Origin of the sequence: Mesorhizobium sp. B2-3-10 (assembly GCF_006442275.1) — a bacterium.
Lineage (GTDB): Bacteria > Pseudomonadota > Alphaproteobacteria > Rhizobiales > Rhizobiaceae > Mesorhizobium > Mesorhizobium australicum.
In genome coordinates this window covers 166,864-185,595 of the sequence record NZ_VFVT01000001.1, presented here as the reverse complement: position 1 = coordinate 185,595, position 18,732 = coordinate 166,864, and the positions used below count along the sequence as shown (strand labels likewise).

The 18,732-nt window shown below is 64.5% G+C and carries 23 protein-coding genes and 1 tRNA gene; 13 read left to right on the top strand and 11 right to left on the bottom strand.

Going from position 1 to position 18,732, the window contains the following annotated elements:
- The first annotated feature begins 29 nt into the window (after nt 1–29).
- Nucleotides 30–830, top strand: coding sequence for a class I SAM-dependent methyltransferase (locus FJ943_RS00965; RefSeq protein ID WP_140719305.1), 801 nt, complete (start codon nt 30–32; stop codon nt 828–830).
- Nucleotides 831–863: 33 nt separating this feature from the next.
- On the opposite strand, the gene FJ943_RS00960 is transcribed toward FJ943_RS00965, so the two are convergent.
- From FJ943_RS00960 to FJ943_RS00935, 6 genes are all read right to left on the bottom strand, one after another.
- On the bottom strand, nt 864–1,349 hold the full coding sequence (locus FJ943_RS00960; RefSeq protein ID WP_015314541.1) for an SRPBCC family protein: 486 nt from the start codon (nt 1,347–1,349) through the stop codon (nt 864–866).
- A gap of 2 nt (nt 1,350–1,351) precedes the next feature.
- On the bottom strand, nt 1,352–1,663 hold the full coding sequence (locus FJ943_RS00955; RefSeq protein ID WP_015314540.1) for a metalloregulator ArsR/SmtB family transcription factor: 312 nt from the start codon (nt 1,661–1,663) through the stop codon (nt 1,352–1,354).
- 160 nt (nt 1,664–1,823) lie between these two features.
- On the bottom strand, nt 1,824–2,582 hold the full coding sequence (locus tag FJ943_RS00950; protein WP_140719303.1) for an SDR family NAD(P)-dependent oxidoreductase: 759 nt from the start codon (nt 2,580–2,582) through the stop codon (nt 1,824–1,826).
- Nucleotides 2,583–2,675: 93 nt separating this feature from the next.
- Nucleotides 2,676–2,752 (bottom strand) — tRNA-Arg (locus FJ943_RS00945).
- A gap of 229 nt (nt 2,753–2,981) precedes the next feature.
- The gene (locus FJ943_RS00940; protein WP_140719301.1) at nt 2,982–3,905 is read right to left on the bottom strand and encodes a DUF1003 domain-containing protein; all 924 of its coding nucleotides are present in this window, start codon (nt 3,903–3,905) and stop codon (nt 2,982–2,984) included.
- Nucleotides 3,906–4,158: 253 nt separating this feature from the next.
- Complete coding sequence (locus FJ943_RS00935; RefSeq protein ID WP_140719299.1) at nt 4,159–5,052, bottom strand: D-alanyl-D-alanine carboxypeptidase family protein; 894 nt, start codon at nt 5,050–5,052, stop codon at nt 4,159–4,161.
- A 257-nt stretch (nt 5,053–5,309) separates the two neighbouring features.
- Here FJ943_RS00935 and FJ943_RS00930 point away from each other — a divergent pair, with 257 nt between their 5' ends.
- From FJ943_RS00930 to FJ943_RS00915, 4 genes are all read left to right on the top strand, one after another.
- Nucleotides 5,310–7,121 (top strand): methyl-accepting chemotaxis protein, encoded by a 1,812-nt coding sequence (locus FJ943_RS00930; RefSeq protein ID WP_140719297.1) that lies wholly within the window; start codon nt 5,310–5,312, stop codon nt 7,119–7,121.
- 116 nt (nt 7,122–7,237) lie between these two features.
- Nucleotides 7,238–8,332 carry a hypothetical protein gene (locus FJ943_RS00925; protein WP_140719295.1) on the top strand — a complete coding sequence of 365 codons (1,095 nt, stop codon included), beginning with the start codon at nt 7,238–7,240 and terminating at the stop codon, nt 8,330–8,332.
- A gap of 137 nt (nt 8,333–8,469) precedes the next feature.
- Nucleotides 8,470–9,090, top strand: coding sequence for a nucleoside triphosphate hydrolase (locus FJ943_RS00920; RefSeq protein ID WP_140615341.1), 621 nt, complete (start codon nt 8,470–8,472; stop codon nt 9,088–9,090).
- An 85-nt stretch (nt 9,091–9,175) separates the two neighbouring features.
- Nucleotides 9,176–9,529, top strand: a complete 354-nt coding sequence (locus FJ943_RS00915) for a hypothetical protein (RefSeq protein ID WP_015314515.1) — start codon at nt 9,176–9,178, stop codon at nt 9,527–9,529.
- Between the two features lie 26 nt (nt 9,530–9,555).
- On the opposite strand, the gene FJ943_RS00910 is transcribed toward FJ943_RS00915, so the two are convergent.
- From FJ943_RS00910 to FJ943_RS00900, 3 genes are all read right to left on the bottom strand, one after another.
- Entirely contained in the window at nt 9,556–10,260 is a 705-nt protein-coding gene (locus FJ943_RS00910) for a glutathione S-transferase N-terminal domain-containing protein (RefSeq protein WP_140615337.1), read from the bottom strand.
- Nucleotides 10,261–10,460: 200 nt separating this feature from the next.
- On the bottom strand, nt 10,461–11,669 hold the full coding sequence (locus FJ943_RS00905; RefSeq protein ID WP_015314513.1) for a beta-ketoacyl-[acyl-carrier-protein] synthase family protein: 1,209 nt from the start codon (nt 11,667–11,669) through the stop codon (nt 10,461–10,463).
- Between the two features lie 4 nt (nt 11,670–11,673).
- Complete coding sequence (locus FJ943_RS00900; RefSeq protein WP_140711797.1) at nt 11,674–11,928, bottom strand: acyl carrier protein; 255 nt, start codon at nt 11,926–11,928, stop codon at nt 11,674–11,676.
- Between the two features lie 202 nt (nt 11,929–12,130).
- Here FJ943_RS00900 and FJ943_RS00895 point away from each other — a divergent pair, with 202 nt between their 5' ends.
- From FJ943_RS00895 to FJ943_RS00875, 5 genes are read left to right on the top strand one after another with little or no spacing between them, the layout of a single operon-like run.
- Entirely contained in the window at nt 12,131–12,973 is an 843-nt protein-coding gene (locus FJ943_RS00895; protein WP_140719293.1) for an urease accessory protein UreD, read from the top strand.
- 28 nt (nt 12,974–13,001) lie between these two features.
- Complete coding sequence (locus FJ943_RS00890) at nt 13,002–13,304, top strand: urease subunit gamma (protein WP_015314510.1); 303 nt, start codon at nt 13,002–13,004, stop codon at nt 13,302–13,304.
- Nucleotides 13,305–13,316: 12 nt separating this feature from the next.
- On the top strand, nt 13,317–13,571 hold the full coding sequence (locus FJ943_RS00885) for a DUF1272 domain-containing protein (protein WP_140660197.1): 255 nt from the start codon (nt 13,317–13,319) through the stop codon (nt 13,569–13,571).
- Nucleotides 13,572–13,596: 25 nt separating this feature from the next.
- On the top strand, nt 13,597–14,184 hold the full coding sequence (locus FJ943_RS00880; RefSeq protein ID WP_140719291.1) for a HupE/UreJ family protein: 588 nt from the start codon (nt 13,597–13,599) through the stop codon (nt 14,182–14,184).
- A 6-nt stretch (nt 14,185–14,190) separates the two neighbouring features.
- Entirely contained in the window at nt 14,191–14,496 is a 306-nt protein-coding gene (locus FJ943_RS00875) for an urease subunit beta (protein ID WP_015314507.1), read from the top strand.
- Between the two features lie 53 nt (nt 14,497–14,549).
- Here the strand turns inward: FJ943_RS00875 and FJ943_RS00870 are convergent, their stop codons facing one another.
- Both FJ943_RS00870 and FJ943_RS00865 read right to left on the bottom strand, forming a co-directional pair.
- Nucleotides 14,550–15,056 carry a hypothetical protein gene (locus tag FJ943_RS00870; RefSeq protein ID WP_140660195.1) on the bottom strand — a complete coding sequence of 169 codons (507 nt, stop codon included), beginning with the start codon at nt 15,054–15,056 and terminating at the stop codon, nt 14,550–14,552.
- Between the two features lie 114 nt (nt 15,057–15,170).
- Nucleotides 15,171–15,548, bottom strand: coding sequence for a hypothetical protein (locus FJ943_RS00865; RefSeq protein ID WP_015314505.1), 378 nt, complete (start codon nt 15,546–15,548; stop codon nt 15,171–15,173).
- A 164-nt stretch (nt 15,549–15,712) separates the two neighbouring features.
- Here FJ943_RS00865 and ureC point away from each other — a divergent pair, with 164 nt between their 5' ends.
- The 3 genes from ureC to FJ943_RS00850 all read left to right on the top strand — a co-directional run bounded on the left by ureC (nt 15,713) and on the right by FJ943_RS00850 (nt 18,725).
- The gene (gene ureC, locus FJ943_RS00860) at nt 15,713–17,428 is read left to right on the top strand and encodes an urease subunit alpha (RefSeq protein ID WP_181174502.1); all 1,716 of its coding nucleotides are present in this window, start codon (nt 15,713–15,715) and stop codon (nt 17,426–17,428) included.
- A gap of 159 nt (nt 17,429–17,587) precedes the next feature.
- Entirely contained in the window at nt 17,588–18,076 is a 489-nt protein-coding gene (locus FJ943_RS00855; RefSeq protein ID WP_140719287.1) for a DUF29 domain-containing protein, read from the top strand.
- Between the two features lie 55 nt (nt 18,077–18,131).
- Nucleotides 18,132–18,725 carry a hypothetical protein gene (locus tag FJ943_RS00850; RefSeq protein ID WP_140711782.1) on the top strand — a complete coding sequence of 198 codons (594 nt, stop codon included), beginning with the start codon at nt 18,132–18,134 and terminating at the stop codon, nt 18,723–18,725.
- The last annotated feature ends 7 nt before the right edge of the window (nt 18,726–18,732 follow it).

Sequence of the window (18,732 nt, the reverse complement as noted above, 5' to 3'; positions counted from 1 at the left end):
GCCTGCGCCCGCAGCCAAGGGAGGGGCATATGACGTCGAGTTTCACCGTTCATGACGCGTCCGGCTATGAGCAACTCATGGGCCGCTGGAGCCGAAAGCTCGCGCCCAGCTTCATCGGTTTCGCCGGGCTCGCCCTTGGCGAAAAGATCCTCGACGTCGGCTGCGGCACCGGCAGCCTGACGTTCGAACTGGCGAAATCCGCCGAACTCGCGGCGATCGCGGCCATCGACTTTTCGCCTGTCTTCGTCGAGGCGGCAAAGCGGCGCAACACCGATCCGCGCATCGAAATCCAGCAGGCGGACGCCACCGCCTTGCCGTTCGCCGACAATGCGTTCGACCGCGCGCTGGCGCTGCTGGTGCTTCACTTCGTGCCGGAAGCCGGCAAGGCGGTTGCCGAAATGCGCCGGGTGACGCGGCAGGGCGGCGTGGTCGCGGCCGTGGTGTGGGACCATCTCGGCGGCATGGCGGGCATGCGCATGATGATCGACACGGTCGCCGCGCTCAGCGAGAGCGGGCGCCAGCTGCGCGGCCGCTATTGCTTCCAGCCGATGATGCAGCCCGGCGAAATGAAGCGGACCTTCATCGAGCAGGGGCTGGCCGACGTGACCGAAACCGAGCTGATGATCCGCATGGATTACCAGGACTTCGCCGATTACTGGGCGCCGATTTCAGCCGGCGAGGGCCCGCTCGGCAAATACGTGACCACGCTGGAGGCAGCCGAGCGCGAGCGCACCGAGGCTGCCGTCCGCGATGCCTATCAGGCCGGGCGACCGGACGGCCCGAGGTCGTTCGCCAATGTCGCCTGGGCGTGCAGGGGCGTGGCGCCCTGACCACCCAGGCTGCGAAGCGCCTTTGAACCGCGATCAGGCCTGCCGAGCAACCAGATCGGCATAGCGCTGCAGGTAAAGCGGCCAGCCCTGATCGCCGGCGACGCTGTCGCGCACACCTTCCCAGCCCTGGCCATGGCGTTCCAGGTTGCGGTGCTCGATCTCGACGCGGGTACGCCCAGCCGTTTCGGCGGTGAACCGCACTTCCCACTCGCTGGTCTTGGCCGGGTCGGTCTCGATGCGCCATTGCGGGCTGATGTCCCAGCTCAGGAGCACGCGGTTGGGGGGCTCATAGGCCAGCACGCGCGCCCAGCGGCACTCGCTGCCGTCGACGCCGCGGTCATAGACGTGGCCGCCGACGCGAGGCTCGAACACCGTCTCGGCGATCTGGGCTGCAAGCAGGTTATGCTCGGGCGGTTTGAAACTGCCAAAATCCTCGGTGAAGACCTTGAAGGCGCGCTCGATCGGCGCCTCGACGACGACGGATTGTTTCACGGAGGCGATGGGGATCTGGGTGTTCATGGTCACTCCTCTGGTGGGGTCTCGACGGCCAGCTTGTAGGCCGCGAGCGTCTTGCTCCAGAACCGGTCGAGCCAGGCGCGCATCTGGCCCAGCCCGTGCGGATCGATGTGGTAGACGTTGCTGGCGCCCTTCGGCTCCGCGCGCACCAGCCGCGAGTCGCGAAGCACCTTGAGATGCTGCGACACCGCGGACTGCGACACGCTGACCTGCCGCGTGACCTCCGCCACCGAGCGCGGACGCTCCGCGATCAGCTCGAAAATCTGCCTTCGGGTCGGATCGCCCAGGGCGGCAAGCTGTGCGCTATCAACAGTCATGACTTATGATTAGTGCAGACTGATAGTTAAGTCAAGCTACGGTGCCAGCGGCCAGGTGGCGGCGGGGAAATTTCTAACGAGATAGAGGTTACACTTCATTACGGTGAAAGGAGTTGCGCCAAGGTGGAAATCCGCCAAGGCATGAGACTGGCCGCGCCGTCTATCCCTTGCGTTCTTCAAGGCTGTTGCCGCCATCGACCACCAGCAAGGCGCCGTTGATATAGCTGGCGCTCTCGGAAGCCAGGAACACGACCGCCGCCGCGACCTCGTCGGGCCGGCCGGCGCGGCCCGGCGGCGCATGCAGGGCCGCCATCCGCTCCGCCTCGCTCGACGCGCCGGTTTCGATCCAGCCGGGCGCGACGGCATTGGCGGTGATCCCGTGGCGCGCCACTTCCAGCGCCAATGTCCGGGTCAGGCCGACCATGCCGGCCTTCGCCGCGGAATAGGCGGCGGTGCCCTGGTAGGAGACCAGCGGCCCGGTCACCGACGCGACGTTGACGATGCGCCCATACCCCGTTTCGACCATCGCCGGCAGAAACGCCCTGGTGACGAGAAACGCGGTCTTCAGGCTGGTCTCGATGCCCCGGTCCCACTCGGCCTCGCTCATCGCCAGGAACGTCTTGTCCACGGACGGCGATGCCAGCGAACCCATGCCGGCATTGTTGACCAGGATAGCGACAGCGCCGACCTCGGCCCGCAGCCGCTCCACCTCCGCGGCGATGGTGAGATCGGCGACCCCAGCGGTGGCATCGATGCCCTCGCCGCGAAGCTCGCCAGCGCGCTCCAGCACCCGCGCGCTGGCACCGGTCAGGAAAACCGCATGCCCGGCCCGGCCAAACTGCCGCGCAATGGCAAAGCCGATGCCGTCGGCAGCGCCGGCGCCGGTGATCAGGACACGCCTGGTGGTGGTTGTGGCCAAGTCTGGCTCCAAAACCCGTTCGGGCCAAAAGTGTTACCCATGTCTCCGGTATAAACCGTAAAACCTATGTGTCCGGAACGGACCCAGTTGGGGTGGCGCACCCGACAGGATTCGAACCTGTGACCTCTGCCTTCGGAGGGCAGCGCTCTATCCAGCTGAGCTACGGGTGCTTTCAGGGCGAAGAGCCCGGAAAACGAACCAGCCGGCAAACCGGCAAGTCACGGCTTCTTAGCGGAAGCGCGCGCGGGCTTCAACGGGCAATTGGCGGCGTTGCGAACTTGGCTTGATGCGTCTGGGCCTCGCGTACGGCATCCTGCCCTTCGCAGGCTCGGGGCGTTCGAAGCTCGAAAAGCCAAGCAGTTGGCTTTTCGTCCGCTACGCGGACCACTCCTCACCCCCTCACTCTCCAGCCGGGCTCTTCACCGGCCGCCGCCCGCGCACCGCCCGCTTTGCCTTCTTGGCGCTCGCCAGCTCATGCATGGCATCGAGCTGCATCTGCTGCATCTCGGCCAGCCGCGTCCATTGGCGCGAGATGAGGTAGTCGAGCTTTTCGTGCAGGTGGCGCACTTCCAACTCGGCCTTGAGGTTGACGCGGTAGTCGTTGAAGGAGCGCAGCCGATCCTTGGCCTCCGTCCGTCTCTGGCTCATCATGATGATCGGCGCCTGGACGGCGGCGATGCAGGACAGCAGCAGGTTGAGCAGGATGAAGGGGTAGGGGTCGAAGGCGCCCGCCATGCCCGCGATCAGATTGATGCCGATCCACACCAGGAGCACACTGGCGAACGAGATCAGGAACCACCAGCTGCCGCCGAAGGCGGCCATGTTGTCGGAAACGCGGTCGGCGAAGGAGCGGTGCTCCTCGAATTCTTCTTCGCTGTTTTCCGAAATCGTGTCCTGCCGGGCGATCGATTCTACCACCTGGCGGTCGAGCTCGGAGAACTCGCCGTGCTCCTGCTGTAAGAGCTCCTCCATGTAGCGCATGCGGTAGCGGCCGAGCTCCTCGCGGCTGATGCGCGCGCCCTTGGGCAGGTCGGGGTGGTCCGAATGAATGCGGTCGGCGAGGCTCGGACGCAGCGTGTCGATGCGTACAAGGTCGCGCTTGCGGAATTTGCGGCCCGAGATCGCCGACGGCTTTTTCTTGGGCTTCAGCCGCGATGCGCCGGGACCTGATGGCTCGGAGTCCGGCACTTCGGGCGTGTCGAAATGCTCGTCGGAAACCTCGTGCGAATCCTCTTGCGTGGTCGGCGCCTCGAAATACTCGCCGCCGCTGTCGTTCTCATTGTCGGCCGACTTCTGCTCGGATGCCTTGGGAACGGTGCTCATGATGGGCTCCTGCGCTGTAAGTTAGGATACGCTGAGGCGACGGCGCCTATCCACTGTCGGATTCGCAGCCTATGCCACGTCTTCCGCACGATTGCGTGACAGTCGCAAGACGATAGCCGGCTGCAAGGTTTTTACAGTGACCAAGGCACGACTTGGGTCGGCGTCCGCCCAAGGGCGGACCGTGTCTTCACCGTTCATCGTTCACAAAGCCAGGCAATTGGCTTTTTGTCCGCTGCGCGGATCACGCCTCACTTCACTGCTGTTCGGCGAACATCAGCCTGGTCTTGGTGTCGGCCATGGTGGGCGACAGGCTGCGCTGGATCAGCGCTTCGACATGGTCGTTGCGCTGGCGGGCACTGTCGGCGCCCATCACCACCACGATCAGCTGGCGGCCGTCGGCATCGTAGGAGGTGACGATGTTGAAGCCGGAAGCCCTGATATAGCCTGTCTTGATGCCGTTCACGCCGCGCACGCGGCCGAGCATGTCATTATGGCCGCGCACCAGCCGGCCGCGAAACATGAAGTCGCTTTCGGAGAAATAATGGAAGTGCTGCGGGAAGCGCCGCTGCAGCGACATGCCGAGCACCGCCATGTCGTGGGCGGTCGTCATCTGGCCCTCGTCGGGCAGGCCCGATGCGTTGCGGAAGGTGGTGCTGCTCATGCCGAGCTGGCGCGCCTTGGATGTCATCATGGCGGCGAACTGGTCTTCAGAGCCGCCGAGATATTCGCCCACCGCCACCGCCACGTCATTGGCCGATTTGACGACGATGGCGCGGATGGCGGAATCGACATCGATCGTCTCCCCGCGCCGGAAACGCATCTTGGTCGGCGGCTGCGAGGCGGCGTGGTCGGAAACCGGGATCTGCGTTTCCTTGGTGACGCGGCCGGTCTCCATCGCCTCGAACAGCAGATAGAGCGTCATCATCTTGGTCAGCGAGGCCGGATAACGCTGCGCCGTCGAATTGACCTCGAACAGCTGCTTGCCGCTCTTTCCGTCGACGACGATGGCCGCGTATTTCTGCGGCGGCGCCGGCACGGCCAGAACGCTGTCGGGCGGGGCCGTGGTCGAGCAGCCGGCCGTCAGGGCCGCCAGGGCCAGGACAGCCAGGATTTTCTGGAAGAGCGGAAAAAGACGCGGCAAGGACAAGGGCTGGACTGTTCTGGCGATGCTGTTGCTGAGTTAAGGCGAAGCTAACGTAACGCGGCGGGTGCGTCCATTTGGTTAATGCCGGTTAGCCCCGGGAATGTCGAGTGCCGGCGCGACCTGTTTCCCCACCCTCCAAAGCGGGGAAGAGGAACCAAGCCTTGCCACCGCCCCGAAATCGCCCGTTTCCTGTCTTTCCTTGCCAAAGCAGCGTTTCCCGTGGGAAGGAGCGTGGCATCTGGCGGCAGGGGGGCTCGCAAATGGCTGACATTGGGGCTGGCGCCGCGCCGTCATTGATCAGGGCGTCGCTCAGCCGCACCGGCAAATGGGCCGGGAGCATCGCCTTCATCGGCGGCGCCGTTTCCGACATCCTCAACCCGCTGGCGCCGTTTGCCGCCTATATCGCGCTGGCTGCCTCAATCGCGGCCGTCATCATCGCCATTGCCATCGTGCTCAGGCTCGTGCTGGCGGCCAAGGCGCTGCCGGCGCTGGTGTTCGCCACCAGTGCGGCGGCGGTTGCCGGCGGCGTCTACGCCGTGCAGAAGGAGACCAATTCGCAGAACGGCATCATCGCCAGCCTGGTGCCGGCGGTCGCGCAACTGCAGCAGTCGATGGGCATCGTCGCCGAAAAGGTGGCCAGGATCGAGCAGACGGTCACGCAAACCCAGAAGACCGTCGAAGAGGTCAAGAAATCGACCGACACGGTTGCCCAGAAAACCGATCAGATCGCCTCCGCCCAGCAGCAGCAAGCGGCCCAAGGCGCCGCGACGCAAAGGACCGTCGAAGCGGTCAAGCAAACCACCGAGACACTCGTGGGCGGCCAGCAGCAGCAAGTGGCCCAGGCCGAAAAGCTTCAGGCGACGACTGAGCAGATCGCCGCCTCGATCGACACGATAGCCAAGGGGTTTGCCACCTTGGCCGCGCAAGGCGGCGCCATCGCCGAGCCGAAGCGGCCGGACGAGTTCTACCACAATGCCCGCGTCTACGAGCTCTCGGGCGACATGCTCAACGCGCGGCGCTCCTACCTCGCCTTTGCCGGCTTCGATGTCGACGCCATCGACCCCTATACGCGCTTTGCCACGCTTCTGCGGGTCCAGGATGGCAAGGCCGGCGCCCGCGAGGTGTTCGGCCAGCTCGCGGAGAAAGCCAAGGCGCCATCGATCAAGCTCGTCCACCTGCTGCAGTTCGACGATACCCAGCGGCTCGACAAGCTCAACGCCTTCATCGCGGCCAATCCGGACTATGCGCCGGCCTATTTCCTGTTGGCGCAGGAGTTCTCGGAGGATCGGCTCGGCAGCCAGACGCTGGCCGATAAGCGCAGCGAAGCCCAGGCGCTGACCAAGTTCGTCTCTTACGAGAAGGATGGCGGGCTGCTCGGATATTTCGTCGACCAGACCCAGCTTGCCGACTGGCTGGACCGCGGCCGCGGCCGGCTGGCGGCCCTTGGCGACGTGCTCGACCCCGCCCGCTTTGCGCCGTCGCTGACGCCGATGCGTTCCAACCAGGGCTGGTCGATGACCATTTCGCTGCCCGAGCCGGCGACCGCGATATCCTGGCGTCTTGGCGGCAGCGGTCCCTTCACCGACACCGGCCTGCTGGCGCTCAACGACCAGCGAACCGGCAAGCCGATGCCCAATCCGAGCTTCGAATTGCCCGACAGCACGGCGCAGACCACGATCGCGATCAAATACCTCGACATCAGGGGGCGCGAGACAGGCCCGTTCGACATAGGCTTCGACCCGGATGCCGCCCTGCAACAGGGCAACAAGCAGATCCTCGACCAGTTCTGGACCTCATGGATCGCCTTCGACGCCAGCGGCAATCATGGGCTGGTCTATTTCACGCAGATGCTGTCCTACCGCTGCGCCATCAAGGAAGTGCATTACAGCCTGAATGGTGCCGCGCTCGACAAGACCCTTCCCATGCCGCCCTGCAATGCCAGGGATCCCTACGCCATCCCCGATGATTTCCAGCCCTATTTCAAGGTCGCCGAAGGCGTGACCTCGATGTCGGTGCAGGTGACCTATACCGACGGGACGAAATCGCCGGTGCGGGACTACAAGCGGCAATAGGGCTGGCATTTTCCGACGAAGCGAGCGCGAAACCGATGCAAAATACGCGCCCGCGCGCTTGCGCGGTGCGCCGAACGGGTTCTTCTTGGCACCCTTCGGATTCGGGTGAGAGAGCCATGGATACAGTCACGATCAACGCCAAGGGCATTTCGGTTTCGCTCGACCTCACGGTCGGCCACATCGCCGACATGATCATCGAGAGCGGCGCGCGCCGATTGAAGCCGCTGCACCGCGCACCCTGGGTCGACGCGGGCGAGACGCTGCCTCCAGACCTGCCGCGGGGCACCGTCCGGCTCTCCGGCGACTTTCTGTGCGCGCCGTTTTCGCGCAGCGATGTCGAGGAGGCGCCGCTGCATGGCTGGCCGGCCAACAGCGCCTGGGATGTGGTCGACAGCGGCGCCACGGATGGCGGCTGGCGCGCGGTTTTCCGGCTGCGCCACAAGGTGATGGGCGCCAGCGTCGACAAGATTTTCACGCTGCGCGACGACCATCCTTTCCTCTACCAGGAACATGTGTTTTCCGGCGGGTCCGGCGCGATCTCGGTCGCCCATCACCCGATGACGGCAATGAAAGGCGGCGGCAGGCTGGCTTTCTCGCCGAAGCGGTTTGCCGCCACGCCAGCCGATCCGCTGGAGCCGGACTCCGCGCGCGGCCGCTTCATGCTGGCCTACCCCGGTCGGTCGTCGGACCTCGGGCATTTCCCCGCTGCCGGCGGCGGCACGCTCGATCTGACGGATTACCGCATGGATGATCGGCGCGAGGATTTCCTCACCTTGGTCGAGGCCGACCATGGCGGGCCGGGCTGGACCGCGCTTGCGCGCCAGGCCGAGGACGATCTGGTGCTGGTGCTGAAGAACCCGGCCGAACTGCCGGTTACCATGCTGTGGTTCAGCAATGGCGGGCGCGACTACGCGCCGTGGAGCGGCCGCCATCTCGGCGTGCTCGGCATCGAGGATGGGCGCACCGCGGTCGGCCACGCCGCCTCGCTTGGCGACAACTGGCTGAAGCGCGAGGGCGTGGCGACCGCGTTCGCGCTCGGCCAGGATCGCGTCTCGTTCCGCCATGTCATCGGTGCGTTGCCCCTGTCGGGTGGCGAGCCTCCGTGGGCGATCACCACGGCGGGTGGCCGCCTGCGGTTGGCTGGCGCCGCGGTATCGGAGGTCCCGTTCGATAGCGAATTTCTGCGTATCGGCCAGCCAGCGGCATGCTGAAGACAAAGCCGTAACGGACTAATCGCAGTCGCCACTGCTGACTCCACAACCGGTCGCTCTAAATCGTGCAAATCGCGGTTTGAAATTTCAAGCGACCGCCGACAAGATGCGTCCAAATCCGCGGAAGGAGCCGAAAAATGTCCGAAATCGCCCACCTCGCCGCCACCATCTTCAAGCGCGCCGGCAAGGCAAATCGCTTCATCGTCGCCATTGCCGGGCCGCCGGGCGCCGGCAAGTCGACACTGTCGGCAAGCCTGCATGACCTTTTGCCGGAAGGCGCGGTGGAGGTCGTGCCCATGGACGGCTTCCACTATGACGACATCGTGCTCGAGCGGCGCGGTCTGCGGGCGCGAAAGGGCGCGCCCGACACGTTCGACTTTGGCGGCTTCGAGACGCTTTTGAAGCGCATCCGCGCCGGCGAGGCCGAGATTGCCATTCCGGTGTTCGACCGCGGCATGGAATTGTCGCGCGCCGCCGCGGCAATTGTCGGCGCCGAGACCAAGTTCATCCTGGTGGAAGGCAATTACCTGCTGCTAGACGAGGAGCCGTGGTCGCGCCTGGCGCCGCTGTTCGATTTCTCGATCTTCGTCGACGTGCCGCGCAACGAGCTCGAACGCCGCCTGATGGAACGCTGGCACGAGCATGGACGTTCCGAGGCGGATGCGCGCGCCTGGATCGCCTCCAACGACATGCCCAACATCGAACGCGTGCTTGCGCGGCGCCGGGCGGCCGACCTGGTCTTTGGTCAACCCGGTTAATTTTCAGTATTTTTCGGCCGGAACCTTAAGACTTACAACGCGTTATCCCGATCAGGCAATCATGCCAGAAGAGGGATTCCGTCCGATGGCAACAAACGCAAAAAAGCCCGCCAGGGGCAAGTCGGCACAACCGAGGGCGCAGTCGACGGCCGGGGCTGGCCCGGCGATCGCCCAGCGCTCCAAGGATGCGAAGGCCTTCGGCAAGGCGGCGCCGAAAAAAGTCGTGCCAGGGTCGAAAGCGACCGTGCCGAAAGCGGCCGCCAAGCCCGCCCAGGCGAAGAAGCCGGCCGTGGCCGGCGGCTCGAAAGCAGGCGGCGGCTCGAAGGTTCGCACCGCGGCCAATGTCGCCGCCGGCGCGGTCGTGGCCACAGCGCGGGGCGTGGCATCCCTTGCCGCCTCCGTGGTCGGCAGGGGCGGACCCAAGGCGAAAGCAAAGTAGGCCGCTCTTCCCGTGGGCTGACGGGTTCAGCCTCGCGCCGGAATGGTCAGGCCTTTCTGCACCGCCGGCCGCGCCAGGCCTCGCTCCAGCCAGGCTGCCAGATTGGCGAAATCGTCGAAGCCGACCAGATCGCGGGCTTCGTAGAAGCCGATCAGGTTGCGCACCCAGCCGAGCAGCGAGATGTCGGCGATGGTGTAGTCATTGTCCATGATCCACTTGCGGCCCTTCAGCCTGACGTCGAGAACGCCGAGCAGGCGGCGCGATTCGTCGCGGTAGCGCTCCAGCGGCCGCTTGTCGGCGATCTCGCGGCCGGCGAATTTGTGAAAGAACCCGACCTGGCCGAACATCGGCCCAATCGCCGCCATCTGGAAGAAGACCCACTGGATCGTCTCGTAGCGCCGCGCCGCGTCGACAGGCATGAGCAGGCCGGTCTTTTCCGCCAGGTAGAGCAGGATCGCACCGGATTCGAACAGGCCGATCGGCGCACCGTCCGGTCCGTCGGGATCGATGATCGCCGGGATCTTGCCGTTGGGATTGAGCGACAGGAATTCCGGGGTCCAGCTCTCGTTCTTGCCGATGTTGATCAGGTGCGGCTCATAGGGCAGGCCGATTTCCTCCAGCGCGATCGAGATCTTCACGCCGTTCGGCGTCGTTGCCGAATAGAGCTGGATCTGGTCCGGATGCTTGGCCGGCCAGCGGCTTGCGATCGGAAAGGCGGACAGGTCGGCCATCGGGAACTCCTGAGCGGGGGGATGCGCACCAAGCGGTGCGATATTGGCGGGTCGGCCAAGAATTAGGGCTGCGGCGAGGCCGGATCAATATGGCGGCGCCGCTTTCACCACGCACGGACAGTCACCCAATTCGGACCGCGCGAACGGTGGTGACCGCGCGGCCAGGTGGTGACCGCCCGGCCGGTGGTAACCGCCCGGGGTCAGATTGCCTTGAAGGCCAGCACGGCATTGGTGCCGCCAAAGGCAAAGCCATTGCTGATGGCGGCGCGCACCTTGCGCTCGCGCGCGACATTCGGCGTGACGTCGAGATCGCAGTCGGGATCGGCCTCGCGGTAATTCGCCGTTGGCGGCACGACGCCTTCGCGGATCGCCATGACGCAGGCGATCATCTCCAGCCCGCCCGAGGCGCCGAGGCAATGCGCGTGCATCGACTTGGTCGAGGAGACGGATAGCGCGCGCGCATGGTCGCCGAAGACGCGCTTGATCGCGAGGGTTTCGATCTGGTCGTTGGCCTTGGTGCCGGTGCCGTGCGCGTTAAGGTAGTCGATGTCTTCGGGATTGAGCCCGGCATCCGCCAGGCAGAAGCGCATCGCCGCTTCCGGCCCCTCGACGGTCGGCGCGACGATATCGGAGGCATCGGCCGAAAGGCCGGCGCCGGCGATTTCAGCCAAAATGGTGGCGCCGCGTGCCATCGCATGGTCGTAGCTTTCCAGAACCGCCATGCCGGCGCCTTCGCCCAGCACCAGCCCCTGGCGGTCGGCCGAGAACGGCCTGCATGTGTCGGGCGAAAGCACACGCAGCGCCTCCCAGCCCTTCAGCACGCCCCACACCAGCGGCGCATCGGTGCCCCCGGCCACCATCACGTCGGCGCGCCCGAGCCTGATCTGGTCGACCGCCGATGCGATGGCATGATTGGCCGACGAACAGGCCGAAGTGACGCCGAACACCGGTCCGCGCAAACCCAGATGCATGCTGACCTGACCGGCGGCGGCGCCCGGCATCACTCTTGGAACGGTGAAGATACCGGCGCGATTCTTGCCCTCGAGCAGGATGGCGCGATAATTCTCCTCGACGGTCTCGAAGCCGCAGACGCCAACACCGACAATGGTTCCCATCCGATAGGTGTTGTCCGCATGCGGGACCAATCCGGACTGCCGCATGGCTTCTTTCGCCGCGAGCACCGCCAGCAGGCTGAAGCGATCCATCGACACCAGTTGCTTGCGCTCGATGCCGTGATCCGGCAGGGCTTTGATTTCGCAGCCGGTCTTGACCTTCAGGTCGTGCAGGAAGGGGTTGTCGATCGGGCCAATCGCCGACCGGCCGGCCCGCATCTCGGCCCAGATTGCCTGCGCATCGGTGCCCAATCCGCACAGTCCACCGATGCCGGTAATGACGACGCGCTTCAGCATTCGGTCAGGCTTTTTTCGCGATCAGCGCGCGAACGGCCTCGACCATGTCGCCGACGTTCTTCAGGTTGCTCCAGGCGTCGACCGTGTTCATCTCGATCTCGATGCCATATTGCTCCTCGAGGTCGAAGATGATCTCGGTCAGCTCCAGCGAATGGATGCCGAGCGCCGTCAATTCGGTTGTGGTGGTGATGTCCTCGCCGCCCGGCTCGGCATGGGCCTTGATCTTCTCGATGATGTCCGCTGCCAGCTGGTCAGCCATTCGGTTTCTTCCCCACTGTGTCGTTTCCCGACGCCAACTGAACGGCGCCTTCTTGTCCTCGATATCAGGCCGCGATCTTCGCCTTATCCCTCCGCCAAGCGTCGCCTGATCGTACCAAGGTGGTTCCCTCTATAGAAACGGAAACGCCATCAAGCAACAAGCTATATGTCGACAAAAGCGCCACAGTGCTTAACCTGACGGCGTGGATACGATCGAAAATACCAAGTTTTCAGGTCAGCTGGCCCAGCGCGCGGCGGGCAAGGCGCGGCTAGGTTGCGCCAGCATTGACGGCCGCACGCGGCTGCGGCGCCTCTATCAGGACGGCTCCGCCAAGATAAGGCTGCCGTATGTTTCGGCCGGCCCGCTGGAGGCCGTCCTGATCAACACCGCCGGCGGGCTGACCGGCGGCGACCGCCTCGGCTGGGATGTCGATGTCGGCCCGCATGCCAGCGCGGGGATAACGACCCAGGCCTGCGAAAAAGTCTATCGCGCCGCATCGGACCATGCCGAAGTCCGGGTCAGGCTGACCGTCGGAGAGAACGGCAGCATCGCTTGGCTGCCGCAGGAAACCATCGTCTTCGATCGCGCCGCGTTTGTCCGTACGTTGGACGTCGAGCTTGCCGCGGGGGCCGAGGCGCTGGTGCTGGAAGCGGCCGTCTTCGGCCGCCTGGCCATGGGCGAACGTGCCACACAGGGCACTTTTCGCGACCGCTGGCGTATCCGCAGGGAAGGAACCCTCATCCACGCCGAGGATTTCCGCATCGGACCTGATATCGCCGACATCATGGCCCGTCCGGCGATAGCAAATGGCGCGATCGCCGTGGCTACGCTGCTGCTGGTGTCGCCGCGCGCGGAAGCCCTGCTCGACCAGGCCAGGGAGATCATTGGCGACCGGGGTGGCGCCAGCGTCTGGACCGTGAAGACATCTGGCAAGCTTCTTGCGAGGCTTTACGCCGAGGACGGCTACCAGCTGCGCCAGCGGCTGGTCCCGCTCGTCGGATTGCTCAACGGAAAAGCGGGGCTGCCCAAATTATGGTCACTGTGACTGTGTCCGCATCACTTCAGGAAGACGCATGAACCTGACGCCAAGGGAAAAGGACAAGCTGCTGATCGCCATGGCGGCGATCGTGGCGCGCAAGCGGCTGGAGCGCGGCGTCAAGCTCAATCATCCGGAAGCGATCGCGCTGATCACCGATTTCGTCGTCGAGGGCGCCCGCGATGGCCGCCCGGTGGCCGAGCTGATGGAGGCCGGCGCCCATGTCGTCAGCCGCGCTCAGGTGATGGAAGGCATCGCCGAGATGATCCATGACGTACAGGTGGAAGCGACCTTTCCCGACGGCACCAAGCTGGTGACCGTGCACGAACCGATCCGGTGAGGAGAGACAGACATGCTTGAACTGCGCCCGAACTGTGAATGCTGTGACAAGGACCTGCCGCCGGAAGCGACGGATGCGCGGATCTGCACCTTCGAGTGCACCTTTTGCGCCGGCTGCGTCGAAAGCGTGCTTGGCGGCGTCTGCCCGAACTGCGGCGGCAATTTTACGGCCCGGCCGATCCGCCCCGCCGCGATGCTGAAGAAACATCCGGCTTCGACCAAACGCGTGCTCAAGGCCGAGGGCTGCGGCCCCCGCAAGGCCGCGTGACACCGCAAAACGAAAGGCAAGTAAAATGATCCCTGTCAAACGCCTGTGCCTCTCGGCGATCCTGCTCGTGGCGGCGGCCATGCCTGCCTACGCCCATGTCGGCATCGGCACGACCTCCTCCGCCATGGCCGGCTTCACGCATCCGTTGTCGGGCCTCGACCACATGACGGCGATGCTCGCCGTCGGTCTGTGGGCGGCCCTCAAGGGCGGCAAGGCGATCTGGGTCTGGCCGGCGGCGTTCGTCGGCGTCATGCTGGGTGGCGCGGCCCTGGGCATGGCCTATGTGCCGCTGCCCTTCGTCGAGCCGGGTATACTGGCCTCCGTCGTGGCGCTCGGCCTGCTGGTGGCGCTGGCGGTCGATCTGCCTGTTTCGGCCGGTGTCGCCATCATCGGCCTGTTCGCGCTGTTGCACGGCCATGCCCATGGCACGGACGTGCCGGAAAATGCCGGCGGCCTCGAATATATGGCCGGTTTTGCCGTCGCCACCGTGCTGCTCCATGCCGTCGGCATCGCCGTCGGGCTTGGCCTCGGCATGAGGTCCCGCGGCGTGGCCCGCATCACGGGCGCCGCCTGCGCGGCGATCGGCATCGGCCTTGCCTTCGGCGTCGTGTGAGGTCCCATGATCCCAGGCGAAATCATCCCCGTTCAAGGCGACATCGAGCTCAACAAGGGTCTGCCGACCGTCATCCTGAAAGTGGCCAACAGTGGCGACCGACCGGTCCAGGTCGGCAGCCACTATCATTTCTACGAAACCAATGAGGCGCTGAAATTCGATCGTGAACGGGCGCGCGGCATGCGCCTCGACATCGCCGCCGGCACCGCAACGCGCTTCGAGCCGGGGCAGGAACGGGACGTCACGCTGGTGCCGCTTGGCGGCAAGCGTGAAATCCATGGCTTCCAGCAGAAGGTGATGGGCAAGCTGTGAGGGCTTCTTATGCGTGGCCGGCAAGGCCAGCGCGCGCAAGCGCTGCGTGGGGCTCAGCCCGAGGGCTTGGCGGCCGCATAGATGACGATCTTTCCCGGATCGTCGAACTCCACGGCGAGAACGTCCTGTGCAAGGACGCGCCGCGAATCGAGGGCATTGAAAAGCAGGGCGTTGGCCTCGATCTCCTTGCGCAGCTCAGTGACATCGTCCTGATGCTGCCGAACCTTGTTCTCGATGGCTGGCGGCGGGCCGCCTTCGCTGCGCGCCGCGTCGGTGAGGAACACGATATCGACCTTGTCGAGCTTGGACGTCTTGCGCACCGTGCTGATGTTTTCGCGCGTGCGGTCGATCGCCGAACTGACTTTTCCGATTTCAGCGGTCGTCTTGGCCTCTTCCTGGTTGACTTGCGATCCGACGATGCGGTCGACGGTCTCGGGACTTTCCAGGCCCTGCGCGTTGAGCGCCGCCCGCGGGACACTCGCCGCCAGAAACGCAGCCGCGGCAATGACATGCAACCATCGCGCATGGCATCGGGGATCGGGCAGGGTGGTGAGGGTCATCGTTCGCTTTCGCAGTTTGCTTCAAGGCCTTTGAAACGAAACGTCCCCAGCCCTGTCACGGTTCCCTCTCCGGTTCGGTGGGCGGACCGGATACCGGCCCGCCGCGCCGGTTCGTCAGCTGGCTTTCTTGGTGATCAGGGTCAGCGCGCCGTTCGGCTCCATGCTGGCCGCGACCACCTGGGCCGACGTCATGCCCTTGGCCTGGAGGGCGGATTTCACCTTGGGGGTGGCATCGATCGAACTGCGCAATTTCTGCAGGCCGGCATCGCCACGTTGGGCGATGACCTGGTTGACCTGCGTCTGGGTGTCCTTCGGCAACTCGCTGATGTCGATCACGTTGACGCTCTGGATCGCCGGCGCGGCCTGCTGACCGCCGGGCGCGGCTGGAGCCGGCGTAGTCGGGGCGGGCTGTTGCGCGGGCTGCTGCTGGGCGCTGGCGGCACCCGCCAGCATCAGGCTGGCGGCGGCTGCAAGAATTGTCGTTTTGCGCATGGATTTTCCTTCCATCGATTTGGCAAACGGTCGTTTTGGGGTGACCCTTCAACCTCAACCGCCAAATGGGTCCGGAAGGTGTCGCCCAGCGGGTCATTGCGTGACCATTGGAGGGCGGCAATGTGCAGCCCGGCTTCACCAACACCGCATTTCGGGAGCAACCGCTGATGGCCAGACTAACGCGTGCCGCCTACGCCCAGATGTATGGCCCGACGGTCGGCGACAAGGTGCGGCTAGCCGACACCGAACTCTTCATCGAGGTCGAGAAGGATTTCACCATCCATGGCGAGGAGGTGAAATTCGGCGGCGGCAAGGTCATTCGCGACGGCATGGGTCAGAGCCAGGTTTCCCGTGCCCAAGGTGCGGTCGACACCGTCATCACCAATGCGCTTGTGATCGATGCCAGCGCCGGCATCTTCAAGGCCGATATAGGCTTGAGGGATGGCCGCATCGCGGCCATCGGCAAGGCCGGCAATCCGGATACGCAGGACGGCGTCACCATCATCATCGGCCCCGGCACGGAAATTATCGCCGGCGAGGGCAAGATCCTGACCCCGGGCGGCTTCGACGCGCATATCCACTTCATCTGCCCGCAGCAGATCGAGGAAGCGCTGATGTCGGGCATCACCACCATGCTCGGCGGCGGGACCGGTCCGGCGCATGGCACGCTGGCCACGACCTGCACACCGGGGCCGTGGCACATGGCACGCATGATCCAGTCCTTCGACGCCTTCCCGATGAATATCGGCCTGTCGGGCAAGGGCAATGCCTCGCTGCCGGCCGCGCTCGAGGAGATGGTGCTGGGCGGCGCCTGCTCGCTCAAGCTGCACGAGGACTGGGGCACGACGCCGGCGGCGATCGACTGCTGCCTGTCTGTGGCCGACGATTACGACGTGCAGGTGATGATCCACACCGACACGCTCAACGAGAGCGGCTTTGTCGAGAACACGGTGGCGGCGATCAAGGGCCGCACCATCCATGCCTTCCACACCGAGGGCGCCGGTGGCGGCCATGCGCCTGATATCATCAAGGTCTGCGGCCTGCCCAACGTCATCCCGTCCTCGACAAACCCGACGCGGCCCTACACAGTCAACACGCTCGCCGAGCATCTCGACATGCTGATGGTCTGCCACCATCTGTCGCCGTCGATCCCCGAGGACATCGCCTTTGCCGAAAGCCGCATCCGCAAGGAGACCATCGCGGCCGAGGACATCCTGCACGACATCGGCGCCTTCTCGATCATCTCGTCGGACAGCCAGGCCATGGGCCGCGTCGGCGAGGTGGCGATCCGCACCTGGCAGACGGCCGACAAGATGAAGCGCCAGCGCGGGTCATTGCCGCAGGAGACGGGCGACAACGACAATTTCCGCGTCCGCCGCTACATCGCCAAATACACCATCAATCCGGCCGTCGCGCACGGCCTGTCGAAGGACATCGGCTCGATCGAGGTCGGCAAACGCGCCGATCTCGTGCTGTGGAACCCGGCCTTCTTCGGCGTCAAGCCGGACATGGTGCTGATCGGCGGCATGATAGCGGCCGCCCCGATGGGCGACCCCAACGCGTCGATCCCGACGCCGCAGCCGATGCACTACCGGCCGATGTTCGGCGCCTATGGCAAAGCCCGCACCAGTTCGTCGGTGACCTTCGTTTCGAAGGCCGCGCTCGAGTCCGGTTTGCACGGCCGGCTCGGCGTCGACAAGCAGTTCGTCGCCGTCGAAAACACGCGCGCCGGCATCGGCAAGCACTCGATGGTGCTCAACGACGCCACGCCGCATATCGAGGTCGATCCGGAAACCTACGAAGTTCGCGCCGATGGCGAACTCTTGACCTGCGAACCAGCGACCGTGCTGCCGATGGCGCAAAGGTACTTTCTGTTTTGAGACGTTCCGCTGAAATTCATGAATGGGCAATGAACTGCCATGAAAGCGCATGCGCTTCGTCAACTGCGGCAGCGGAATGTTGCGCCGAAGGGTTCGGATAACGGTCTACCTTTTCCGTCTGGCTTGGAAATTACGTGCTTTGAGAGCAATATCACTTAAATGAACAAGATTTTTCGAAAACAGCAATTGACGCCCTATGAGGCCGATTATGCTCAGTGGTGCGCCGAGCAAGGCGCGCTGTTGCGCGAAGGTCGCCTCTCAGACCTCGATCGCGATAACCTGGCGGAGGAGATCGAGAGCTTGGGGCGGAGCGACAAAAGAGAAATTGCGAGTAGACTTGGCACCTTGCTCCTGCATTTGCTCAAATGGGAATTTCAGCCGGAAAGGCGCAAAACTGGATGGTTGCTGACCATCCGCGAGCAGCGATTTCAGATCGAAGATCTGCTCGATGAAAGCCCTAGCTTGAAAGCCTATCCGGGACAGCGGCTCGGACGAGAATTCAAAATAGCGAGATTGAAGGCGGCGGACGAGACCGGCCTGAGGGAGGGCAATTTCCCCGCGGACTGTCCGTATTCGATCAGGGAAATTCTCGACCATGACTATTTTCCCGGCACGCCGTGGTCATCGGATCAGCTTATTCGCGAATAGCACCACGTGGTCCGCTAGAGCTTTTTCATAGCATCGAGAGCATTATCAGCTACCTATGGACCAGCAAATAGCCTCCGCCCACGACATTTTCCCGCATATTCGCATCGTCATGGGCATGGTGATCGGGCTTGGCGTCGCGCGCCTGCTGTCGGGGGTGGCGCGCATTGTGCAGCATCCCGGCCAATACCGTCTCTACCCCGTGCATCTGGCCTGGGTCGCCTCGGTGCTGTTGATGCTGGTGCATTTCTGGTGGTGGGAGTTCGGCCTCTACACCATCGAAACCTGGACCTTCGGCAAGTACCTGTTCATCATTTTCTACGCGATCACCCTGTTCCTGCTCTGCGCGCTGCTGTTTCCGGATTCGATGCTGGACTACACCAGCTACGAGGATTTCTTCTATTCGCGCCGCGCCTGGTTCTTCGGCCTGCTGGCGGCGACCTACCTGCTCGACGTGGTCGACACTTTGCTGAAGGGGCCTGAGCATTTCGCCCGCTTCGGCAGCGAGTATCTGTTCCGCACGCCGGTCTTCGTCGTGCTGTGCGTCGTCGCGATCCTGGTGCGCGACCGCCGGTTCCACATCGCCTTCGTCGCGGCGGCGCTGATCTACCAGATATCGTTCATCCTGCGGCTCTTCGACACGATCGTATGACGGCCGC